A 19,778-nucleotide genomic window follows, 5' to 3' on the forward strand; every position below is an offset into this window, starting at 1 on the left:
AGCCAATGCCTCGTCTCCTAATTCTCACCGTACTTGTACTTTTTGCGGGCTTATGGCTACCGGCTTCGGCCGGTACCGCGCCCGCATTTCACGCCCGTATTCTGCTCATTCCGCTCGATGATCGTCCGCCCTGCCTTCAGTTTACGCAGCGTATGGGCCGCATTGGGGATGCCGAAGTTGTTACGCCACCGATGGAACTGCTCGGTCGATTTACCACACCCGGCCAATCCGAAAAAATAATAAACTGGGTACAGCAGCAGGATCTAAAGTCATTCGATGCCGCCATCATAGCGCTCGATATGCTAGCCTACGGTGGCCTGGTTGGTTCGCGGGTGCACAATGTGTCGTTTGACGAAGCCATCAAGCGGTTGACTATTATGGCTGAACTGCACAAACGCGCACCGGCTTTAAAAATTTACGCGCAAAGTGTGGTGATGCGTCTGGCTCCGACTGCCGACCAGAAAAACGGGGCTTACCGCGAAAAACTAGCTCATTGGGCCGAAATTTCGGTAGCGACCGACGCCAAATCGAAAACAGAAACGGCCACACTAGAGCGCGAGATTCCCGCCGAAGGGTTAGCCGATTACAAACGGGCCCGATCGCGTAATCTGCGCATCAACAAACAGGCGATTGACCTGGTACGTCGCGGTGTTATCGATTACTTGTTGCTGACCCAGGACGATGCCAAACCGCAGGGCGTTCACATTGCCGACCGCGAAACGCTGATTGCCGAAACGAAGCGATTAAAATTGACCGACAAAATTGCTATCCAACCCGGTGCCGACGAGGTGTCGATGCTGCTGCTGGCGCGGGCGCTGAACAAACACGCGAATTTCTCCCCAAGAGTTAAAGCGGTGTATTCGTCTGAGAAGGTAGGCAACACCGTCATGCCATTCGAAGATCGTCCGTTGCGCCAAACGGTGAGTTACCACATCAACGCAACCGGTTCGCAGGAGGTTGATCGTGAGCAGGATGCGGATGTGTTGTATTACGTGTACGCATCGCGTTTTGAAAAAGATCGGGCCGAAAGCTTTGCCGACGAAATTGCCCAAAAAATTGGGTCGGGTAAGCACGTCATTGTCGCCGATGTCGATCCGAAAGGCGATGTGCAGGGGGGCGATACAGCCTTCACGATGGCGCTCGAAAAACGTCATATACTGCCCGAACTAAGTGGTTATGCGTCCTGGAACACGGCGGGCAACACCATCGGGACCGCTTTGCCGCAGGGCGTCATCTTTACGCTGGCTCAGGCAAAACTTCTGAAACAGCCGGCGGTGGCGGAGCGCATCTGGTCGGCGCAGAACTGGTTTCTGATTCATCGGGTGCTGGACGACTATTGTTTTCATAATCTGATCCGGGCGAAAGCCAATCAGTTTGCCCGGCAGGTGGGCCGGAGTTCGACGTTGATGAGTGACGAAACAACTCGGCAGGTCGAGGAATACAGCCTGAACCTGCTGCGTCAATCGTTCGATGAACTGGCGACTAACTTCGAGCAGAAGCGCCCTGGGAGCTACCAGCAAGTGGTTCGCTGTACCAAACCGACGAATCTACGCTTCAACCTACCGTGGAACCGCACCTTTGAAGCCCTGATCGACTTCGACCTGTCTTGCTCTGTGACGCCCTGACGCATCAGTTATTGGGCTTACCGATCTAGCTGCGACGGTCTCATTCAGTGAGATCGACCACTAGGGTACGTCCTTTATCTACCGTTGATTGTGCTGTTAGTCAACCAAAAACGATTGTCGTAGTCTACTTTCTTATTTCTTTTTAACGCCTAATCGATTCCTATATGCAAAACCTATTTACGCAGAAATGGCGCTTAAGCTGGCTACTGGCTTTGCTGATCACGTTGTGCCAACAGGCTTATGTGTCTGCCCAGAGCCAGGTAATTCGGGGAAAAGTTACGGATGGTAACGGAGCCGTTTTGCCGGGGGTGACCGTGGTGGTGAAGAACACAACGATGGGTACAACGACCGATGCCGATGGGCGCTATACCCTTCGCTTGAACGAGCAGAGCGGTACGCTGGTGTTCTCGTTCATGGGTACCGTGGGCAAGGAGGTTCCGTTCAACGGAGCCGGTGAGTACGACGTTTCGCTGGCGGAGGATACCAAAACGCTGAACGAAGTAGTCGTTGTCGGGTACGGCACGCAGAAAAAAGTGAATCTGACGGGCTCGGTGGCCGTCATCGAAAGCAAATCACTGACCAATCGGCAGGTCGGCTCTACTTCGCTGGCGTTGCAGGGAGCCGCACCCGGCGTAACGATCACCCAGCAATCCGGCGCACCGGGTGGCGATGCCGGATCAATTCGGATTCGGGGTGTCGGGTCGATCAATGCCGGGCAAAACCCGTTGATTCTGGTCGATAACGTAGAGATGAGCTTGGATGCCATCGACCCAAATAACATTGCCAGTATTTCGATCCTGAAAGATGCCGCAGCCGCAGCCGTGTACGGATCTCGGGCGGCCAACGGGGTGGTGCTGGTGACGACTAAACGGGGCGCGAAAGGGGTCAACGTGAGCTACAACGCCTACGCGCTCAAACAGACGCCAACCGATCTGCCCCAGAAAGTGAACGGCCTGGAGCACATGAAATACTGGGATGTTGCCCAGGCAAATAGTGGTTTGCCCGCTGCGTTTACCCAGCAGATAGCCGCCTACGAAGCAAGCGGTCCTAATAACCTGACGCTTTTCAATACCGACTGGAAAAAGCTGGTGCTGACCAACAACGGCCTGATGCAGAACCATAACCTGAACGTGTCGGTCGGTGGGGAGCGGGTAAAACTGTTTGCATCGGGTAGTTTTCTGGATCAGAACGGCTTGACCGCCAACACGAAATACAAGCGGATGGACCTGCGCTTCAACACGGACGTAGCCATTACCAATAAGCTGTCGGCGTCGATGGATTTAGTGCTGAACAAGTCGAACCGGTTATGGCCAGGGCAGAACACTCCGCAGTATATCATCCGGGAAATGCTCGGCTTTCCGGCCATTACACCCGGTCGGTACGATACGGGGCAATGGGGCGAAGGCTGGTCCAATGCCAACCCCGCAGCGCAGGCCCAGGACGGTGGTTTCAGCCGGAACCTGACGGATTCGCAGATCATCAAAGGCACGCTGACCTATACCCCAATTCCGGGTCTGGAGTTGCTCGCCACCTACAGTTCAAATTACTACACGACCCGCAACCGGCAATTCACCGACCAGTATGACATTTATAACGCCGATGTAGCCAACAACACAATGGTGTTTGCGCGTCCCTGGCCAGCGTTGAATTCCCTGAGCGACAACTACTCGCAGAACTTCCAGAACCTGTTCCGGGCGCAGGCTACCTATAACAAAGCGTATGGCAAACACGGCTTTACGCTGCTGGGTGGTTTCAGTACGGAAGATTTTAAAACCTCGTTCGTTAACACGTTTCGCCAGAACCTGCTATCGCCCGACAGACCGTATCTGGACAGTGGCGATCAACTGGGCCAGACGCTAAGCGGTGGCGAAAGCCGGTTCTCGATGGTATCGGTCTACGGTCGATTGAATTACAACTACGATGAAAAATACCTGCTGGAAGTAAACGGTCGCTGGGACGCTTCATCGCGGTTCCGGGAAAGCAACTGGTGGCAGCTATTCCCGTCGGTGTCGGCGGGCTGGCGGCTTTCGCAGGAGAAATTCTGGTCGGGGCTCAACAACGTCGTCAACGAAGCCAAGATTCGGGCGTCGTATGGGTCGCTGGGTAACCAGAACCTCATCCGAAACAGCGTGGCTGATTATTACCCGACGTATTCGCTGTTCAATTCGGGTACGGCTTACAACTATTACTTCAACAATACCGTCAATCCCGGCTACGCGCTTACAACGGCGGCTAACCCGAATATCCGCTGGGAAACGTCGAAGATTCTGGACATTGGCGGAGACTTTAGCTTTCTGCGCAATCGCTTGAACGTGACCGCTGATTTCTTCCAGCGCGACATTGTGGATATGCTACAACTTGTGCCGGTACCTTCATACGTCGGGCTAACGGCTCCGTTCGTCAACTCGGGTTCGATGCGTAACATGGGTTGGGAATTGGGAATCGGCTGGCGCGACAAGATTAGTGATTTCAGCTATCAGGTGCAATTGAATGCGTCGGATGTGAAAAACACGCTGCTAAATAACGGCGGTAAAGCGATTATCAACGGGGCTACGATTCAGCAGGAAGGTTACGCGCTCGATTCGTACTACGGCTACATCGCGGATGGGTTGTTTCAAAGTGCCGAAGAGGTGAAAAATGCGCCGTTTCAGTACGGTAACTCGGCTGCGGGTGATATCCGTTACCGCGACATCAGCGGTCCAAACGGCGTTCCCGATAACAAAATCGACAGCTACGACCGGACGATTCTGGGCAATTATTTTCCGCGCTACGAATACAGCCTGAACCTGTCGGCGCAGTACAAAGGGTTCGATTTTACGGCGTTCTTCCAGGGGGTTGGTAAGAAAGACAACTACCTGTCGGGCACTGCGGCTCAACCGTTTTATTCGTCTAATTTCCAGGGAACTATGTTCGAGTACCAGAAAGATTACTGGTCGCCCGACAACACGGGAGCGGCTTATCCCCGGCTGACGGTCAACAGTATTCCGAACAATTACGTGGCGTCGTCTTTCTGGGTACGGTCAGCGGCTTACCTGCGCCTGAAAAATGTGGTAGTCGGTTACACGCTGCCTACCGCCCTGACCAACAAAGCGAAAATTAAGTCGGCGCGCGTGTACGTGAGCGGTCAGAACCTGCTTACGTGGACGAATTTCTTTCCCGGCTTCGATCCCGAACAACGCGATACGGGTGGCGAATTTTACCCGATCATGAAAACGTACACCGTTGGTCTGAACATCAATTTCTAAAGACATGAAAAAAAGATTCCTGTATATAGCGAGCTTATGCCTGTCGATGACCTTGTTTTCGGGCTGTAAAGAGTACCTGGAACAGGCTCCCCTCGACGCGCCGGCTACTGGTCAGTTTTTTAACAGCCAGACCGAAATGAACGCGGCCCTCAACGCGGTCTATAAATCGGCGTACTGGAACACCGGCAACACGCCCTACCAGTCGATCATGGATGGCTGGACGGACATTGCGCTGCTGCGGGCCGTAGACCTGGGCGAAGGTAATTTCGACGTCTATAACGCGCATCCGAAAAACATCTGGACGCTGGCGTACACCACCGTTCAACGGGCCAATACCATGCTGGATGGGATGACCGTCGGCAAAAGCACCGTTCCGTCGGCTACCTACAATCGACTTGAAGCCGAAGCGCGGGTCCTGCGGGCGTACGCCTATTTTTACCTGACGTTTATGTTTGGCGATGTGCCGCTGATCACGAAACCGTTGTTGCCCGCTGAGTTTTATTCGCAGACGCGCGCTCCGCAGGCAGACGTGATTAAGTTCATCTACAGCGAATTGGATGCGACTATTCCGGTACTAGCCTGGGCTCCTGCCGATCAGGGACGGATGAGCAAGGCGGTGGCGCTGGGTTTCAAAGCCCGCACGGCCCTCTACAACAAAGAGTATCAGGTAGCCGCCGATGCCGCCAAGCAAATCATCGACGGCGCTGGTTTGGGACTGAATCCGAATTTCGGCGATCTGTTCACCCGCACCGGGCAGACAACCAACGCCGGGAAAGAAATCATGTACCAGATCCTATACTCCGACGCGGATGCCAGTGCGATCAACTACGTACCGTTGGGTAGTATATCGCGGGCGGCAGGTGGGCAGTCGGGGCGGTTTCCGCAGCAACGGCTGGTCGATATGTTCGAAGCAAAAGACGGCAAACGGATCGACGAATCTGCCGTGTACAACCCAGCGACGCCGAGCAAAAACCGCGATCTTCGGTTAAAATACACCGTAGCGCTTCCCGGCGACACCATTTCGATGAACCTGAGAACGCTGGTTTATGACATCTACAAAAACACAACGTCGTTCAGAAATGCCAGCGGAGTATGGGCAACCAGCACCAACGCCGATTTCGACAACGCATTCGGACCCGCCAAAAGTGGTGTTGGCTTGCTCCACGCCAAATACACGATGACCGCCGAAGACGCGTTTACGGCGCGGGTTGGTTTTATCATGATGCGCTACGCCGAAATTCTGCTGATGTACGCCGAAGCTAAAATTGAACTAAATCAGATCGACGATTCGGTTATCAATGCGCTGAACCTGGTTCGGCGACGGGCGGGGCAACCAGTCGTAGAAACAACGATTCAGAAAGATCAGAACAAACTTCGGCAGTTGGTGCGCCGGGAGCGCGTGGCTGAGCTGGCGATGGAAGGCTTTCGCTGGTTCGATATTCGCCGGTGGGGGATTGCAGAGGTCGTGATGCCGCAGCAGGTGATGGGTATTGCCAAAGATCCAAGCAAAGTACCGGCAATCCCTTCGTTCAAAACCAGCGCGGTCCACGATCTGAACAACATTCCGGTGTATACGGGTAGTGAAAGTCTGCGGTTGGTTCGCGAGAATCGTTTCTGGTACGCAAAGCTTACCTTACTGCCGGTTCCGCAGGCCGAGCGCGACATCAATAACCTGCTGACTCAAAACCCCGGCTGGTAAGCGATGCGTTACTTAGCCGCGCTGTATTACATTGAATGAATGACGAATGAATCGACGGAATTTTATTGAACGTTTATCGGTCGGTGGTGGGGTTGCTTTGGCGGCTCCATTGCCGACTTTTGCGGCAACTGCTCAACCGCTTGCGGGGCCGACGTTTTTTCAGAACGGTCAGTCCGAGCGCAAGGCTGATCTGGTTATTGCCGGGGGCGGACTGGGGGGGTGTGCGGCTGCTTTAGCCGCTTTGCGGAACAACTTAACCGTTATCTTGACCGAAGAAACGGACTGGATTGGCGGGCAACTAACGCAGCAGGGCGTCCCCCCCGACGAACACCCCTGGATTGAAACCCACGGCGCGACCCGGCTCTACCGAGATTTTCGAACCGCCGTTCGGAGCTACTATCGCCAACATTACCCACTGACCGAAGCCGCCAAAAACCAGCCATACCTGAATCCGGGCGACGGAACGGTGTCTAAACTCTGCCACGAACCGCGCGTGGCGCTGGCCGTTCTGGAACAATTGCTGGCTCCGTACCGTAGTTCGGGGCGGTTGACGGTGCTGCTCGATCATAAAATTGCCGGGGCCGATGTACATGGCGATACGGTTCGTGCCCTGAAAGCCGTCAGCCAGCGCAGTGGGAATGAAATCATCTTATCGGCTCCGTATTTCGTCGATGCTACGGAACTGGGCGATTTGCTTCCGATGACGGGTACGGAGTTTGTAACCGGAGCCGAATCGCGCCGGGAAACACGCGAATTGCATGCACCCGAAAAAGCCGACCCAGATAACTGTCAGGCGTTTACGATGTGCTTCGCGATGGATTATGTGCCGGGTGCTAATCACGTGATCGATAAGCCAAAAGAGTACGATTTCTGGCGCAGCTATTCGCCCAAGGTCACGCCCGCCTGGTCGGGTAAACTACTCGATCTGGCGTATTCGAACCCCAAAACGCTGGAACCGAAAGCGTTGGGTTTTCATCCCGAAGGCATCAGCATGGGTGATAAGCTGAATCTGTGGAACTACCGCCGAATCATCAGCAAAGCCAACTTTAAACCAGGAACCTACGCGGGAGACATTACAAATGTTAACTGGCCTCAGAACGATTATTCGTTGGGCAACCTGATCGGTGCCAGCGACAAAGATTTCAAAAAGCACGTCGAGCGGGCGAAACAACTAAGCCTGTCGCTGCTCTACTGGCTACAAACCGAAGCACCCCGCCCCGATGGTAGGCAGGGATGGGCTGGCCTGCGACTGCGGGGCGACCTGATGGGTACCGAAGATGGGCTGGCCAAGTACCCGTACATCCGTGAATCCCGGCGGATCAAGGCCGTATTTACGGTCTTAGAAGAGCATGTCGGAGCCGAAAACCGGGCGCTGGTGACGGGTAAACAGTCGGGTAATACAGCTGCCGATTTTCACGATAGCGTCGGTGTTGGGTACTACCACATTGATTTACACCCAAGTACGGGCGGCAACAATTACATCGATTTCGGGTCGTTGCCGTTCCAGATTCCGCTGGGTGCGCTGTTGCCCAAACGAATCAACAACCTGCTTCCGGCTAACAAAAATATTGGTACCACGCATATTACTAACGGCTGTTATCGACTGCACCCGGTTGAGTGGAGCATCGGCGAAGCGGTTGGTCTGCTGGTCGCTTATTCCCTCGACAAAAAAGTGATGCCGCGTGCCGTTCGGGAGAAAGAAACGCTTCTCAGTGGCTTTCAACAACTGATCCGCTCGCAGGGAATTGAAACGCACTGGCCTAAACCGTAAGGCTCGTTTATTGTCTGAGTTTCGACAGGATTTACAGGATTGACAGGATTTATTTTTCTGTATTAGTTACGGTGGATACCCCGGAAAAAATAAATCATTTTCATCCTGTCAATCCTGTGAATCCTGTCGAAAAACGTAATTGAACATGCACAAAATCATTGCTTTGTTTTTATTGGCGTTTACGGCGGCTGCTCAGTCGTCGATTCCGGCGCTTATTCCGGCACCCCAAACGCTCGAACCCGGTACCGGTGCTTTTGCCATCACCGCCCAGACCCGACTGTCTATTCTAACGCCCGCTGCCGACGTGCGCAAAATGGTTATCGACAATCTGCCCGGCATTCCGGCCTCCGACGCGCCCAAACTGACCAAAGCCATTACGGTTCGCGTCGCTCCGGTAACTGGTGTGGGGCCAGAAGGGTACGACCTGCTCGTGACGCCGATCGGCATTACGCTTACCGCGCCGGAACCCGCCGGGATTTTTTACGGTCTGCAAACCATGCGGCAATTGTTGCCCGTCAATAAATCGTTTCGCGATCAGTCGGTTCCGGCACTGCACATCCGCGACCAGCCCCGGTTTGGCTGGCGGGGGCTGATGCTCGATGTGAGCCGCCACTTCTTCGACAAAGTGTTTGTCAAGCGGTTCATCGATCAGATGGCGCAGTATAAATTCAACATTTTTCACTGGCATCTAACCGACGACCAGGGCTGGCGAATCCAGATCAACAGCCTGCCCAAACTCACCGAGGTGGGCGCCTGGCGCGTACCCCGAACCGGTCGCTGGTGGGATATTGAAAATCCGCAGGCGGGTGAAATACCGTCGTACGGTGGCTTTTATACGCAGGACGACATTCGCGAAATTGTTCGCTATGCGCAGGAGCGGCACATCACCATCGTACCGGAAATCGACATGCCGGGGCATATCATGTCGGCCATTGCCGCGTACCCAAATCTAACCTGTGGGAAGAAACAAGTCGTCGTGCCTCCCAATGGTAAGTTTTACAAGCTGGAAGACAACACGCTGAACCCCTGCGACGACAGTACATATCTGTTTATCGACAAGGTGTTTACGGAAATCGCTCAGTTGTTTCCGGGGCCTTACATCCACGTCGGGGGTGATGAAGCGTACAAAGGATTCTGGGAGAAATGCGATGCCTGCAAAGCGACAATGGCGGCTAATAATCTAAAGAACGTCGATGAGTTGCAAAGCTATTTCATTAAACGGGTCGAGAAAATCGTACAGTCGAAAGGCAAAAAGCTGATCGGCTGGGACGAAATCCTGGAAGGCGGCTTGGCTCCTGACGCGACGGTGATGAGCTGGCGGGGTATGAAAGGCGGCATCGAAGCGGCCAGGCAGGGGCATCCGGTGATCATGACCCCGTACCAGTTTTGCTACCTCGATCTGTATCAGGGCGAAGCGTCGGCGGAACCCAGCACGTATGGCATCAGTCGGTTAAGCACAGCCTACTCCTTTGACCCCATTCCTGATAGCGCAACAGCACCCGGTATCAACGCTAAATTGATTCTGGGGGGACAGGGAAATCTCTGGGCGGAGAACGTACCGAACGTGCGTCATGCCGAGTACATGGTTTGGCCGCGCGCGTTTGCCTTGTCCGAAGTGCTGTGGTCGCCGAAAGCCCAACGAAGCTGGCCCAACTTCGTCAATCGGATGGAAGCACATTTTAAGCGGTTCGATGCGCAGGACGTGAATTATTCCCGCAGCGTTTACAACCCCATCATTACGCTGAAAAAGCACCCGATGGGGATGATGGAAATTATGCTTAGCCACGAGTTGCCCGACACGTATTTGTATTACTCGACGGACAATACCGTTCCCGATGATCATTTCCCGCTCTACACCCAGCCTTTCCTGATGCCGAAAGGTGCTGATCGGGTGAAGGTGGTGGCGTATCGAAACGGTAAACCCATCGGGCGTATGGTTGAACTGACGTTGCCCGACATGGAAAAGCGCGTTCAGTAATCCGAAAATGAGTGTTGTGGTGTCGGCGGGGCCGCCCGCGCGGTTCTCAAAACCGACCCTTGGCGTCAGCAATCTATGTCGGTTTCTCAAAACCGACATCACACGGGCGGCTCAATCACCACAACTCTAGAACTCGTCACCACATACTCCTTTGAACCTTCCTCTTATGAAACCCCTACCTATCGTTTTGCTGCTGGCTACGTTGTGGTTTTCCTTGACCTCACAACGTTCTGCACCATACCGCGCCAACCAATGGGCGGAAGCGCCGGATAGCAGTCGCTTTACGGCTATGCAGCTTGTACAGGGACTAGACGAACCGATGGGTATGGGTATTTTGCCCAACAATAACGTCTTGATCATCGAGCGGAAAGGCGCTGTCCGGCTGTACGACGCGGAGTTGAAACAGGTCAAAACGATTGCGCATATCAACGTTTTCAGTGGGATTGAAGACGGGTTGCTGGGCATTGCTGTCGATCCAGATTACAGCAAAAACAACTGGATTTACCTGTATTACGGTGTTGGTGGCGATGCCTGGGTAAGCCATCTAGCGCGTTACGAGCTGAAAGGCGATCAGCTGATTCAAGCGTCGAAGAAAGTTTTGCTGGAAATTCCGACGCAGCGAAAATACTGCTGTCATTCGGCGGGTTACCTGACGTTCTCGAACGGGCTGCTGTATCTGTCAACGGGTGATAATACGAACGCCGAAGAAATCGAAGGTCACAATCCCACCGACGAACGGCCCGGTCGTGAACTGTCCGATGATCAGGCATCGACTGCCAACAGTAGCGACTTGCGCGGAAAAATTCTGCGTATCAAACCAGAACCGAACGGAACTGGAGATGCGCCCGCTTATACCATTCCTGACGGCAACCTATTTCCCAAAGACGGTTCCAAAGGGCGTCCGGAGATCTACGTGATGGGCTGCCGCAACCCGTTTCGGATGTCGGTCGATCCCAAGAACGGGTTTGTCTACTGGGGCGATGTTGGCCCCGACACGCACGTGCCCGCCGAAGAAGGAACGTTGAGCTACGACGAGATCAATCAGGCGCGTCGGCCCGGTTTTTTTGGTTATCCGTACTTTTTAGGGAACAACGAAGCGTTTCCGAAATACGATTTTGCTACCAAGCAGGAGGGGCCTAAACAGGACCCGCAGCATCCCGTCAACAACTCGCCCCACAACACCGGTCTTCGGGAACTTCCCCCGGCCCAACCCGCTCTAATCTGGTACGGCAAACAGGCATCCAGACGTTTCCCGCTGGTCGGTAAAGGCGGGGCCAGCGCGATGGCCGGACCTGTTTATTACCGTGATCAATTTGCTGGAGCTAAGTACCGCTTGCCCGATTATTACGACGGAAAACTTTTGATCTACGATTGGATTCGGCGGTGGATGATGGCGGTTACGCTCGACAAAGAAGGCAATTACGTCAGTATGGAGCCTTTTTTAAGTCATCTGAAACCGGTAGCACCCATGGACATGCAGTTCAATCGCGATGGGTCGCTGTATATTCTGGCGTATGGGACCAACTGGTTTGCCAACAATACCGATGCCGGATTGATCCGGGTGGAGTATTCGGAAGGAAACCGCAATCCCGTTGCCGACATTCGGGTGGATAAGCGGTACGGTGCTGCACCAATGGCCGTCGCGTTATCGGCGGCTGGCTCGAAAGATTACGATCCAGGTGATCAACTCACCTATACCTGGCAAATTGGTACCAAAAAATGGACCGGTCAGACCGTGTCAACGAGCTTTGCGAAGCCGGGCGTGTATCCGGTAACGCTGACCGTCACGGATGGACACGGTGGTCAGGGAAGCGCCACCACAACGATCCACGTAGGGAATACGCCCCCGCGCGTGCAGATCAGCACAACCGCTAACCGAAGCTTTTACTGGGACAATACGAAACTTGATTACCGCATCACCATCCGCGACCCGGAAGATAAAACGATCGACCCCGCCCGGACAACGGTTTCGTTTACCTACCTACCCTACGGAAAAGACATTGCCAGCGTTCTGTCGGGCGGGCATACTACAACGGCGCATTGGCAGGGTGAAAAGCTGATTGCCGCATCCGACTGCAAATCCTGTCACGCGATTGAAAAAGCGTCCATCGGTCCCAGCTTCAGGGCTATCTCGGCGCGATATCTACGTAAACCGGAATCGGTCGAACCGCTAGCGCAGAAGATAATTAAGGGCGGGAGTGGCGTTTGGGGCAACTATGCCATGTCTGCTCACCCGGATTTGTCGGCGCAGGATGCCCAGGAAATGGTTCGCTATATCCTGGCCCTGAACGAGCAGCCGAAGCCGTTGCCCCGGCAGGGAACACTGACCCTAAAGGATCATATGGGTAAAGGAAACGAAGGCGCTTATGTACTATTGGCGAGCTACCAAGACAAAGGCGCTCAGGGTATCGAACCGCTATCATCCCGAGACTACATTGCGCTTCGTAATCCACTCATACAGCTGGAAGATAACGATCGGGGCAACGTGGGTGTCGTGATTGCTACGGCCAGTACCGGTTTTATTTCGTACATCCGTAAGATTTATAACAACAGTTTCGTGGTGTTCAACCAGCTGGATCTGGCGCAGGTTGATCAGATTCGGTTTCGGGTGCAGTCGCAGGGGGCGGGTGGTCGTATCGCGGTGCATCTGGACAGTCTACAAGGGCCGGTTGTGAGCGAAGTGGCGGTGCCCGGCGGTAAAATCAACGATCTGAAAACAGGCTGGACGGACTTGATTGCCCCGGTGAAGCCCACCGTGGGTCTGCACGATCTATATTTCGTGTTCACTAATCCTGATGCGGTTCGGAAAGAACTGTTTCACGTCGATTACCTGTATTTTGAGCCAAAAGCGAATCGTGCCCCGACCAAATAGAGCAGAAGCAGGTAGAGCCGGATCAATGATCAGTCCCGGTGTCAACGCTGAACAATCATTCACTGGGTGAGTAGGTTACCTAGTTGGTGGGCGGTGCGGATCAGATTTTGCCGGGTCTGGCTGAGGGCCGATACCAGGTCAGCAGGACCGTTGCCGATTGCCAGTAGCACGTCGAAAAACTGATCGAGCTTTTCATTTTGTTCCAGCGGAATTTTTCCCGCCAGACCGATTACGGGTAGATTCAACTGCTTTGCTCGGTAAGCGACACCGAAGGGGCCTTTGCCGTGTAAGGTTTGTTCATCGATACTACCCTCGCCGGTAATAACCAGATTGGCAGTGGCTACGGCTTCGTCGAAACGGGTGAAATGGAGGAAAAAATCAATGCCATTGACAAGTTGCGCGTTTATAAACGTGTGAAGCCCGGCGGCAACACCACCGGCGGCACCACCGTGTTTGACAGCCGACATGTCGATACCGGTTTGCTGCAATGCTACCGCTGAGAACGTAGCCAGACCCGCATCGAGTTTTTTCACGCTGTCGGGTGTTGCGCCTTTTTGCGGACCAAAAACAGCCGCTGACCCTTCTGCTCCCAGAAGCTTGTTTTCGACATCGCAGAGGACCGTGATAGCACAGGTCAGGATTCGTTGGTCGAGGGTCGAGATATCGATTCTTGTCAGTTCGGTCAGCTGTTCGGGAGCCGTTAGCTCTTCACCTTGAGCATTCAAAAAACGGACGCCCAACGCCCGTAAAATACCGGTACCACCGTCAACGGTAGCCGAACCGCCAATCGCCAGTACCAGGTTGCGGACGCCTTTGTCCAGCGCTGCTATGATCAGTTGTCCAGTGCCAAACGAAGTAGCCTGTAACGGGTTTAGCGCTGACGGTTTGACAAGGTGAATCCCCGACGCATTCGCCATTTCGATAATCGCTGTTTCTCCGTTGTTAACCAGCCCAAAGGACGATTGAATTAGGCGGCCAAACGGGTCGGCTACGTCTACCGAAACGAGCAACCCGTTGTGTTTCCTGATCATTAAATCACCTGTGCCGTCGCCACCATCGCCGACTGGAAAGCATTCGCATACACAGTCGAGCTTGCTTTGTTGTAAGCCTTCTTTGATGGCAAGGGCCGCGCCAGTGGCATTCAGACTGTGTTTAAAGGCATTGGGGGCAATGAGAACACGCATAGGTTTTCGGGGGTAATTGCGAGGTGTTGAGCAGTACACCTCGATGGATAGTTATCGCTGACCGGATGGGTTTTGCTGACGCGAATTAGACGCAATCCCTTACGTCTCTATGTGGTTTGATGCGTTTGTGAAAACAGGCTAGAATCCAGCAAAACAGCTGAACTAGGCGTTTGCCTGATGGTAGAGAGCGCCTAATTCAGCCTAATCTATAGAAGCAAGTCGGATTACTTGTTCACTACGTTGACCGGGTTGCCGTTGATAAACGCGGATAAATTATCGACCGTGATCGCCATCAGGCGGGTGCGTGCTTCTTTCGTTGCCCAGGCGATGTGGGGCGTAATCAAACAGTTTTTGGCTTTGAACAACGGGTTATCAGCGGCTGGTGGTTCTTTGGATAACACGTCGATACCCGCTCCGGCAATAATGTCGTTGTTGAGCGCATCGGCTAAATCCTGATCCACGACCAGTGGTCCCCGCGAGGTGTTCAACAGGAACGCCGTTGGTTTCATCAACGCCAAGGTATCTTTGTTCATGAGTCCCTGCGTTTCGGGCGTCAGCGGGGTGTGAATACTCACCACATCCGATTGCGCTAGTAGCTCAGGAACGTCGGCCCACCGGAAATTGGACCGGTGCGACTGGTCCGTATGATGTCGTTTCGAGCCAATGACCTTCATACCAAAGGCCGTCGCCACGTCGGCCACTTTTTCGCCGATGCTGCCAAAGCCGATGATACCTATCGTTTTGTCGGCAAGTTCAATGAGCGGGTAGTCCCAAAACGAGAAATCAGCCGAGCGCGCCCATTTGCCGTCCATGACCGAATCGCTGTGGCGTTGTACGTGCAGCGTCAGTTCGAGCAGCATCGCAAACGTCAGTTGCACGACCGACATGGTGCTGTAGCCGGGTACGTTGCTGACTATAATCCCGTTTTTCTTAGCTACGTCAGTGTTAACAATGTTGTAGCCGGTGGCTAGTATACCGATGAACTTGAGCGCGGGAAGCTGAACCAGAATGTCCTCACCCAGCGGGGTTTTGTTGGTGAAAATAATTTCGGCGTCTTTGGCCCGTTCCACAACCTGACCGGCTGGGGTGCGGTCGTACACCGTCAATTCACCCAGTTTCTCCAGTCCCTCCCAGGACAAATCGCCCGGATTCAGCGTATACCCGTCTAATACGACAATTTTCATTCCTTACGTTTCGATTGTTTGCACTAATAACACGCTGTTTGGTCAATGGGATAAAGCCGTCAATTAACGAAGTCCGGCGTTTGCGCTTTCTTTTTAGCCGTTCGCAGAATAAGCACGGCCAATGTAGCCAATAAGACTGCCAGCAGTGCAAGGTAGGTATAGCCCGTCGATACGTTCGGTAGCATTGTCGCTTTTTTTGTTCCAATCATCTCATAAGCCGGAATCAGCCACTTCAACGCATACGCCTGCGCCAACACGATAAGGCAAATCACAAAGAGCATGATAAAGCTGTGCTTTACCGTAAAGCGGAACAACTCCGATTCTTTCCCGACCAGGTTACCTGCTGCGGCAGCTACGGCGATGGATTGCGGTGAAATCATTTTGCCGACAACACCGCCTGATATATTAGCCGATACCGTTACGACCGGATCGACACCAATGGACTGCGCGGTAGCATATTGGAGCTTACTGAACAACGCATTAGCCGATGTGTCGGAGCCGGTGATAAACACGCCCAGCCAGCCCAGTACAGGCGCAAAAAACGGGAACAGAAAACCCGTGTTTGCCAGTACTTCGGCCAGTGTCAGCGTAATACCGGAATCGTTGAGAATGTACGCGAATCCCAACACGGCAGCAATCGTCAGAATCGGGAACTTGAGCTGGTCCAGCGTTGCGCCGAATACGTTGGCACCTTCACTGTATGTCAGCCCGACCAAAGGAATGGCGATGAGTGCCGCGATCAGAATTGCCGTTCCAGCTGCCGACAAGTAATTCAGCTTGAATAATTTAGGTAGTAGCGTTCCGTCTTCACCCTGAATGGCATTGTGCAGACCCGGAAATTCGAACTGCGCCATCCCCGCCGAATTAAGCGCGTCCTTGATCGGTTGAACGCCCCAGGCAATCACCATAATGGTCAGCACGATGAACGGCGACCAAGCCCGGATCAACTGCCCATTGGTGTAGTTCAGATCAGTGACGATCGTTGCCGCCGGTTCGTTGGCAAAGCGCCAGATGGTTTTTGGTTTCCAGAAGCGCAGGAAGATCATCAGGCAAATGATGGAGCCAAGTCCGGCAATAACGTCGGGTAGGGCAGGGCCTAAAAAGTTGGCCGAGAAGTACTGGAGAAAGGCAAACGAAATACCAGATACCAGAACAGCGGGCATGATTTCCTGCGCCTTTCGGAAACCCGCAATAATCGTTACCAGATAAAAAGGCAGCATGACCGACAGGATAGGCAGCGTCCGGCCAACCATCTGCGAAATGGGTAATTCGGGAATGCCCGACACCTGCGACGCGACCGTAATGGGAATGCCGATGGAGCCAAACGCAACCGGTGCGGTGTTGGCAATCAGACAGATACCCGATGCGTAGAGCGGATTGAAACCAAGTCCCACCAGCATGGCCGCCGTAATGGCCACGGGGGCACCAAATCCGGCGGTGCCTTCCAGAAACGACCCAAACGAGAAAGCAATCAGCAACGCCTGCAACCGCCGGTCGGCGGTGATCGACGCCATGAACTGTTTGATAATTTCGAACTGACCGCTTTTTACCGTGATGTTGAACAGGAAAACGGCCGTGGTGATCAGCCAGCAAATCGGGAATAAACCGTATACCGCGCCGTGAGCCGCCGACAGCAACGCCAGTTTGACAGGCATACCGTAGACAGCAGTGGCGATAATCATCGCTAAGCCGGTAGCGATCAGACTGGCCTGATAGCCTTTCATTTTTTTGATGATCAGCGCCCAGAAGATAAACAGAATGGGCACTGACGCCACCAGCACGGATAAAGCGATATTGGTAAATGGGTCAACAACTTGTTTCCAGACCATAGGTTGTATTCAGTTAGTTTCCTGATTCAGAGGTAAAAACAAAACGAGTGTCACTGCGGTATCGGCGGGATGTGGTATCGGTTTTGAGAAACCGACACCACATCCCGAAAAACGGTCAGGCTAAATCGAGCGCGACAATCTCATGGTCCAGCACTTTAGGGACCGCTACCGTTACTTTGCCGTTCTTTAGCTCAAATTTTGGTTTCTGATCGCTCATGAGCAGTTTGACACCCGTTACTTTTGCCCCCGATGGAACCTGAACGGTTACCTGCGCGTCAACCGGAATCAACTCCCGGAATGGGCCTTTCATCATCATCGGATTGGTTAGGTTAACCAGATGAACCGTCATTGATTTTTGCTGCCGCCACACGTTGACATCAATTACGCCCGGACCCGCTATCGATACAACCGGTTCTTCGTCGAGCGCCCAGTTGATTACATTGCTGAGCAATTGCCCGTGATCGATGCTGAGCATCTGCCAGAACGACCGGTCCAAGTCGCCGGGAATATAGGCCACGCGTCCCTTGCCAACCTGCCGCAGGTAAAGCTCCCGCGTATCGGTCTGGGCCACGCGCGGGTACACATCTTCCATCGGCAAATCGGGATAGGTCGGAATAAGTGTAATCGGACTGGGAAACGTGTCCGTTGGTTTGACGTTGACCTTGTAAACAGAATTTATAATGCGGGGCGTGTCGTCCAGCCCTTTCAGAATCTGCTGCGTCTGGCTGTTCTTGGCATCCTGCCGTAGTTGTAGGTAACTGTTCCGCATTGGCCCTTCAACCTTCTGATCGTACGAAACGCCGAGCAGACTGGCTAGTCCGAAGTCGGGCCGTTGTTTGCCTTCTTCGTCGTACAGCGATGTTTCAAACGTAGCCACCAAACTCCCGCCATTGTCCACGAAGGCCTGTAACTGCTTGCACTGGGCGTCGGAAAGAGCCGCAATGTTAGGCAGAATCAACAGCTTGAACCGCTTGAGGTCATCGGGTGTCAGCAAACGGTCGTTTACCATGTCGAACGGAACGCGGCTTTCAACCAGCGTGTGGTAGATTCCGTCGAGATGATCACCACTTTTCTGCTGCCAGGGTTTACCGCCGTAATTCCGATCCGTCTGTTCGGAATAGACAACGCCGACGCGGGCCAGCGATGCCGTGTTACGCAGGTACGATTCGTTCTTGTGGTAGCCTTCGTACAGGTTGGCTACGGCTTCCACCCACCGCTTATCGTAAATGTCGCCCCCAAACTTCACGAAGCAGGGCCGCATCCCGTTGGCGGTTCCTTCGGCGGCCCAAATCCGGATTTCGGCATCGCTTTGTACCGAATCTTTCCAGCGGAATTCTTCTTCGATACCAACGCTGAAAATACCGATTAAGGGTTTCAGGCCCAGCGTCGAGCGCAATTCTTTCGCCCCTTTGCCGTTGGCCCAGGGTGGCGTCAAACCCCGGCGGGCCTGCTGATCGGCAAAGAACAGATCGGCTTCTTTACCCGTCATAATTTTATCCGGGAATCCGTTCGGGATAAAGCGAGCGGTTGGTTTCTTTTTGCGAATATCCGCGTCCCAAACCGTCCACAGTTCCCGCAATCGTTTCATGCGCCATTCCGCCCATTTGCGGTAGGTCGGGTCTAGCTTCTCGGTTTTCTGGGGCAGCTCTAACCCCGAATACGTTTTGAAATTTGTTTTGCAGTGTTCGCAGTAGCAGACATCATGCCCGTGCCAGCGATTTGAGAAGATGCCTTCGGGGGAGAAGTTGTCCATGATTTCCGCATTCACCCGCGTCATAAACTCAAAGTTGTAAGGCCCCAGCGCGCAGGTTACCCATAAATCGGGATTCGCCCAGTGGCGACGTTTTTTTCCGTCGGCGGTTACCGCAATCCAGTCGGGGTGCGCGTCGTAAACGTCCTGACGAGCCGCGTGAGGGTCGGTACGGAGCATGATCTTCATACCCTGTTTTCTACAACCTTCCACCAGATAGCCCAGCGTATTCGTATTGCCCATGAAGTCGCTGCGGTGGTGCAGCGGAATTTTGGTTGGGTAGAACGCGACAATGCCACCCGCGCTCAGCAAAGCGCCATCGGCATGAATACGCTTGAAGTAAGCCAGCCAGAAATCGGGATCATAGTGGCCGGGGTCCCGTTCGACAAAGGCTAACTGTGCCCACCGCATGGGGCCGTCGAGCCAGTAGGGTTCAGGGGGGGCTACATGATTCGTCAACAAAGGCGAACCCGCCCACACGGACGCTCCCGAGAAGGCGTAGGTACCTCCCAACAGACCGGCTGTCTTTATGAAATTTCTTCTTTCCATACAGAATCGTGAGGCTGAGTCCTCACGTTAGAATTGGGGTATAGGAATCGTCTGGTTGAAAACGGTGGGGCTGGATGGGTAAAACAGATCGA

General features: G+C 53.7%; 11 protein-coding genes. 7 read left to right on the forward strand and 4 right to left on the reverse strand.

Going from position 1 to position 19,778, the window contains the following annotated elements:
• The first annotated feature begins 5 nt into the window (after positions 1-5).
• From M0L20_RS14020 to M0L20_RS14045, 7 genes are all read left to right on the forward strand, one after another.
• Positions 6-1,625 carry a DUF4127 family protein gene (locus tag M0L20_RS14020; protein WP_248477559.1) on the forward strand — a complete coding sequence of 540 codons (1,620 nt, stop codon included), beginning with the start codon at positions 6-8 and terminating at the stop codon, positions 1,623-1,625.
• A 164-nt stretch (positions 1,626-1,789) separates the two neighbouring features.
• Positions 1,790-4,870 (forward strand): SusC/RagA family TonB-linked outer membrane protein, encoded by a 3,081-nt coding sequence (locus M0L20_RS14025; protein ID WP_248477560.1) that lies wholly within the window; start codon positions 1,790-1,792, stop codon positions 4,868-4,870.
• A gap of 4 nt (positions 4,871-4,874) precedes the next feature.
• Complete coding sequence (locus tag M0L20_RS14030) at positions 4,875-6,569, forward strand: RagB/SusD family nutrient uptake outer membrane protein (protein WP_248477561.1); 1,695 nt, start codon at positions 4,875-4,877, stop codon at positions 6,567-6,569.
• 46 nt (positions 6,570-6,615) lie between these two features.
• Complete coding sequence (locus M0L20_RS14035; protein WP_248477562.1) at positions 6,616-8,340, forward strand: FAD-dependent oxidoreductase; 1,725 nt, start codon at positions 6,616-6,618, stop codon at positions 8,338-8,340.
• Between the two features lie 145 nt (positions 8,341-8,485).
• Positions 8,486-10,318, forward strand: a complete 1,833-nt coding sequence (locus M0L20_RS14040; protein WP_248477564.1) for a beta-N-acetylhexosaminidase — start codon at positions 8,486-8,488, stop codon at positions 10,316-10,318.
• 7 nt (positions 10,319-10,325) lie between these two features.
• On the forward strand, positions 10,326-10,448 hold the full coding sequence (locus M0L20_RS30130) for a hypothetical protein (protein ID WP_262923909.1): 123 nt from the start codon (positions 10,326-10,328) through the stop codon (positions 10,446-10,448).
• A 36-nt stretch (positions 10,449-10,484) separates the two neighbouring features.
• Positions 10,485-13,190 carry a PQQ-dependent sugar dehydrogenase gene (locus M0L20_RS14045; protein WP_248477566.1) on the forward strand — a complete coding sequence of 902 codons (2,706 nt, stop codon included), beginning with the start codon at positions 10,485-10,487 and terminating at the stop codon, positions 13,188-13,190.
• A gap of 59 nt (positions 13,191-13,249) precedes the next feature.
• On the opposite strand, the gene M0L20_RS14050 is transcribed toward M0L20_RS14045, so the two are convergent.
• The 4 genes from M0L20_RS14050 to M0L20_RS14065 form a co-directional block, all read right to left on the reverse strand.
• Positions 13,250-14,374, reverse strand: a complete 1,125-nt coding sequence (locus tag M0L20_RS14050; protein ID WP_248477568.1) for a glycerate kinase — start codon at positions 14,372-14,374, stop codon at positions 13,250-13,252.
• A gap of 224 nt (positions 14,375-14,598) precedes the next feature.
• Positions 14,599-15,558: a D-2-hydroxyacid dehydrogenase gene (locus M0L20_RS14055; protein WP_248477570.1), complete on the reverse strand. Its 960-nt coding sequence runs from the start codon at positions 15,556-15,558 to the stop codon at positions 14,599-14,601.
• 59 nt (positions 15,559-15,617) lie between these two features.
• Complete coding sequence (locus M0L20_RS14060; RefSeq protein ID WP_248477572.1) at positions 15,618-17,387, reverse strand: L-lactate permease; 1,770 nt, start codon at positions 17,385-17,387, stop codon at positions 15,618-15,620.
• A gap of 115 nt (positions 17,388-17,502) precedes the next feature.
• Positions 17,503-19,686: an alpha-amylase family protein gene (locus M0L20_RS14065; RefSeq protein WP_248477574.1), complete on the reverse strand. Its 2,184-nt coding sequence runs from the start codon at positions 19,684-19,686 to the stop codon at positions 17,503-17,505.
• Positions 19,687-19,778 lie beyond the last annotated feature (92 nt).

The organism is Spirosoma liriopis, from assembly GCF_023196085.1.
In the GTDB taxonomy this organism is placed as follows: Bacteria; Bacteroidota; Bacteroidia; order Cytophagales; family Spirosomataceae; genus Spirosoma; species Spirosoma oryzicola.

Excerpts from the sequence above, each read along its gene's own strand:
- M0L20_RS14050 (WP_248477568.1), bottom strand. The coding sequence starts at position 14,374 with ATGCGTGTTCTCATTGCCCCCAATGCCTTTAAACACAGTCTGAATGCC.
- M0L20_RS30130 (WP_262923909.1), top strand. The coding sequence starts at position 10,326 with ATGAGTGTTGTGGTGTCGGCGGGGCCGCCCGCGCGGTTCTCAAAACCG.
- M0L20_RS14040 (WP_248477564.1), top strand. The coding sequence starts at position 8,486 with ATGCACAAAATCATTGCTTTGTTTTTATTGGCGTTTACGGCGGCTGCT.
- M0L20_RS14065 (WP_248477574.1), bottom strand. The coding sequence starts at position 19,686 with ATGGAAAGAAGAAATTTCATAAAGACAGCCGGTCTGTTGGGAGGTACC.
- M0L20_RS14035 (WP_248477562.1), top strand. The coding sequence starts at position 6,616 with ATGAATCGACGGAATTTTATTGAACGTTTATCGGTCGGTGGTGGGGTT.
- M0L20_RS14055 (WP_248477570.1), bottom strand. The coding sequence starts at position 15,558 with ATGAAAATTGTCGTATTAGACGGGTATACGCTGAATCCGGGCGATTTG.
- M0L20_RS14020 (WP_248477559.1), top strand. The coding sequence starts at position 6 with ATGCCTCGTCTCCTAATTCTCACCGTACTTGTACTTTTTGCGGGCTTA.
- M0L20_RS14060 (WP_248477572.1), bottom strand. The coding sequence starts at position 17,387 with ATGGTCTGGAAACAAGTTGTTGACCCATTTACCAATATCGCTTTATCC.
- M0L20_RS14030 (WP_248477561.1), top strand. The coding sequence starts at position 4,875 with ATGAAAAAAAGATTCCTGTATATAGCGAGCTTATGCCTGTCGATGACC.
- M0L20_RS14025 (WP_248477560.1), top strand. The coding sequence starts at position 1,790 with ATGCAAAACCTATTTACGCAGAAATGGCGCTTAAGCTGGCTACTGGCT.
- M0L20_RS14045 (WP_248477566.1), top strand. The coding sequence starts at position 10,485 with ATGAAACCCCTACCTATCGTTTTGCTGCTGGCTACGTTGTGGTTTTCC.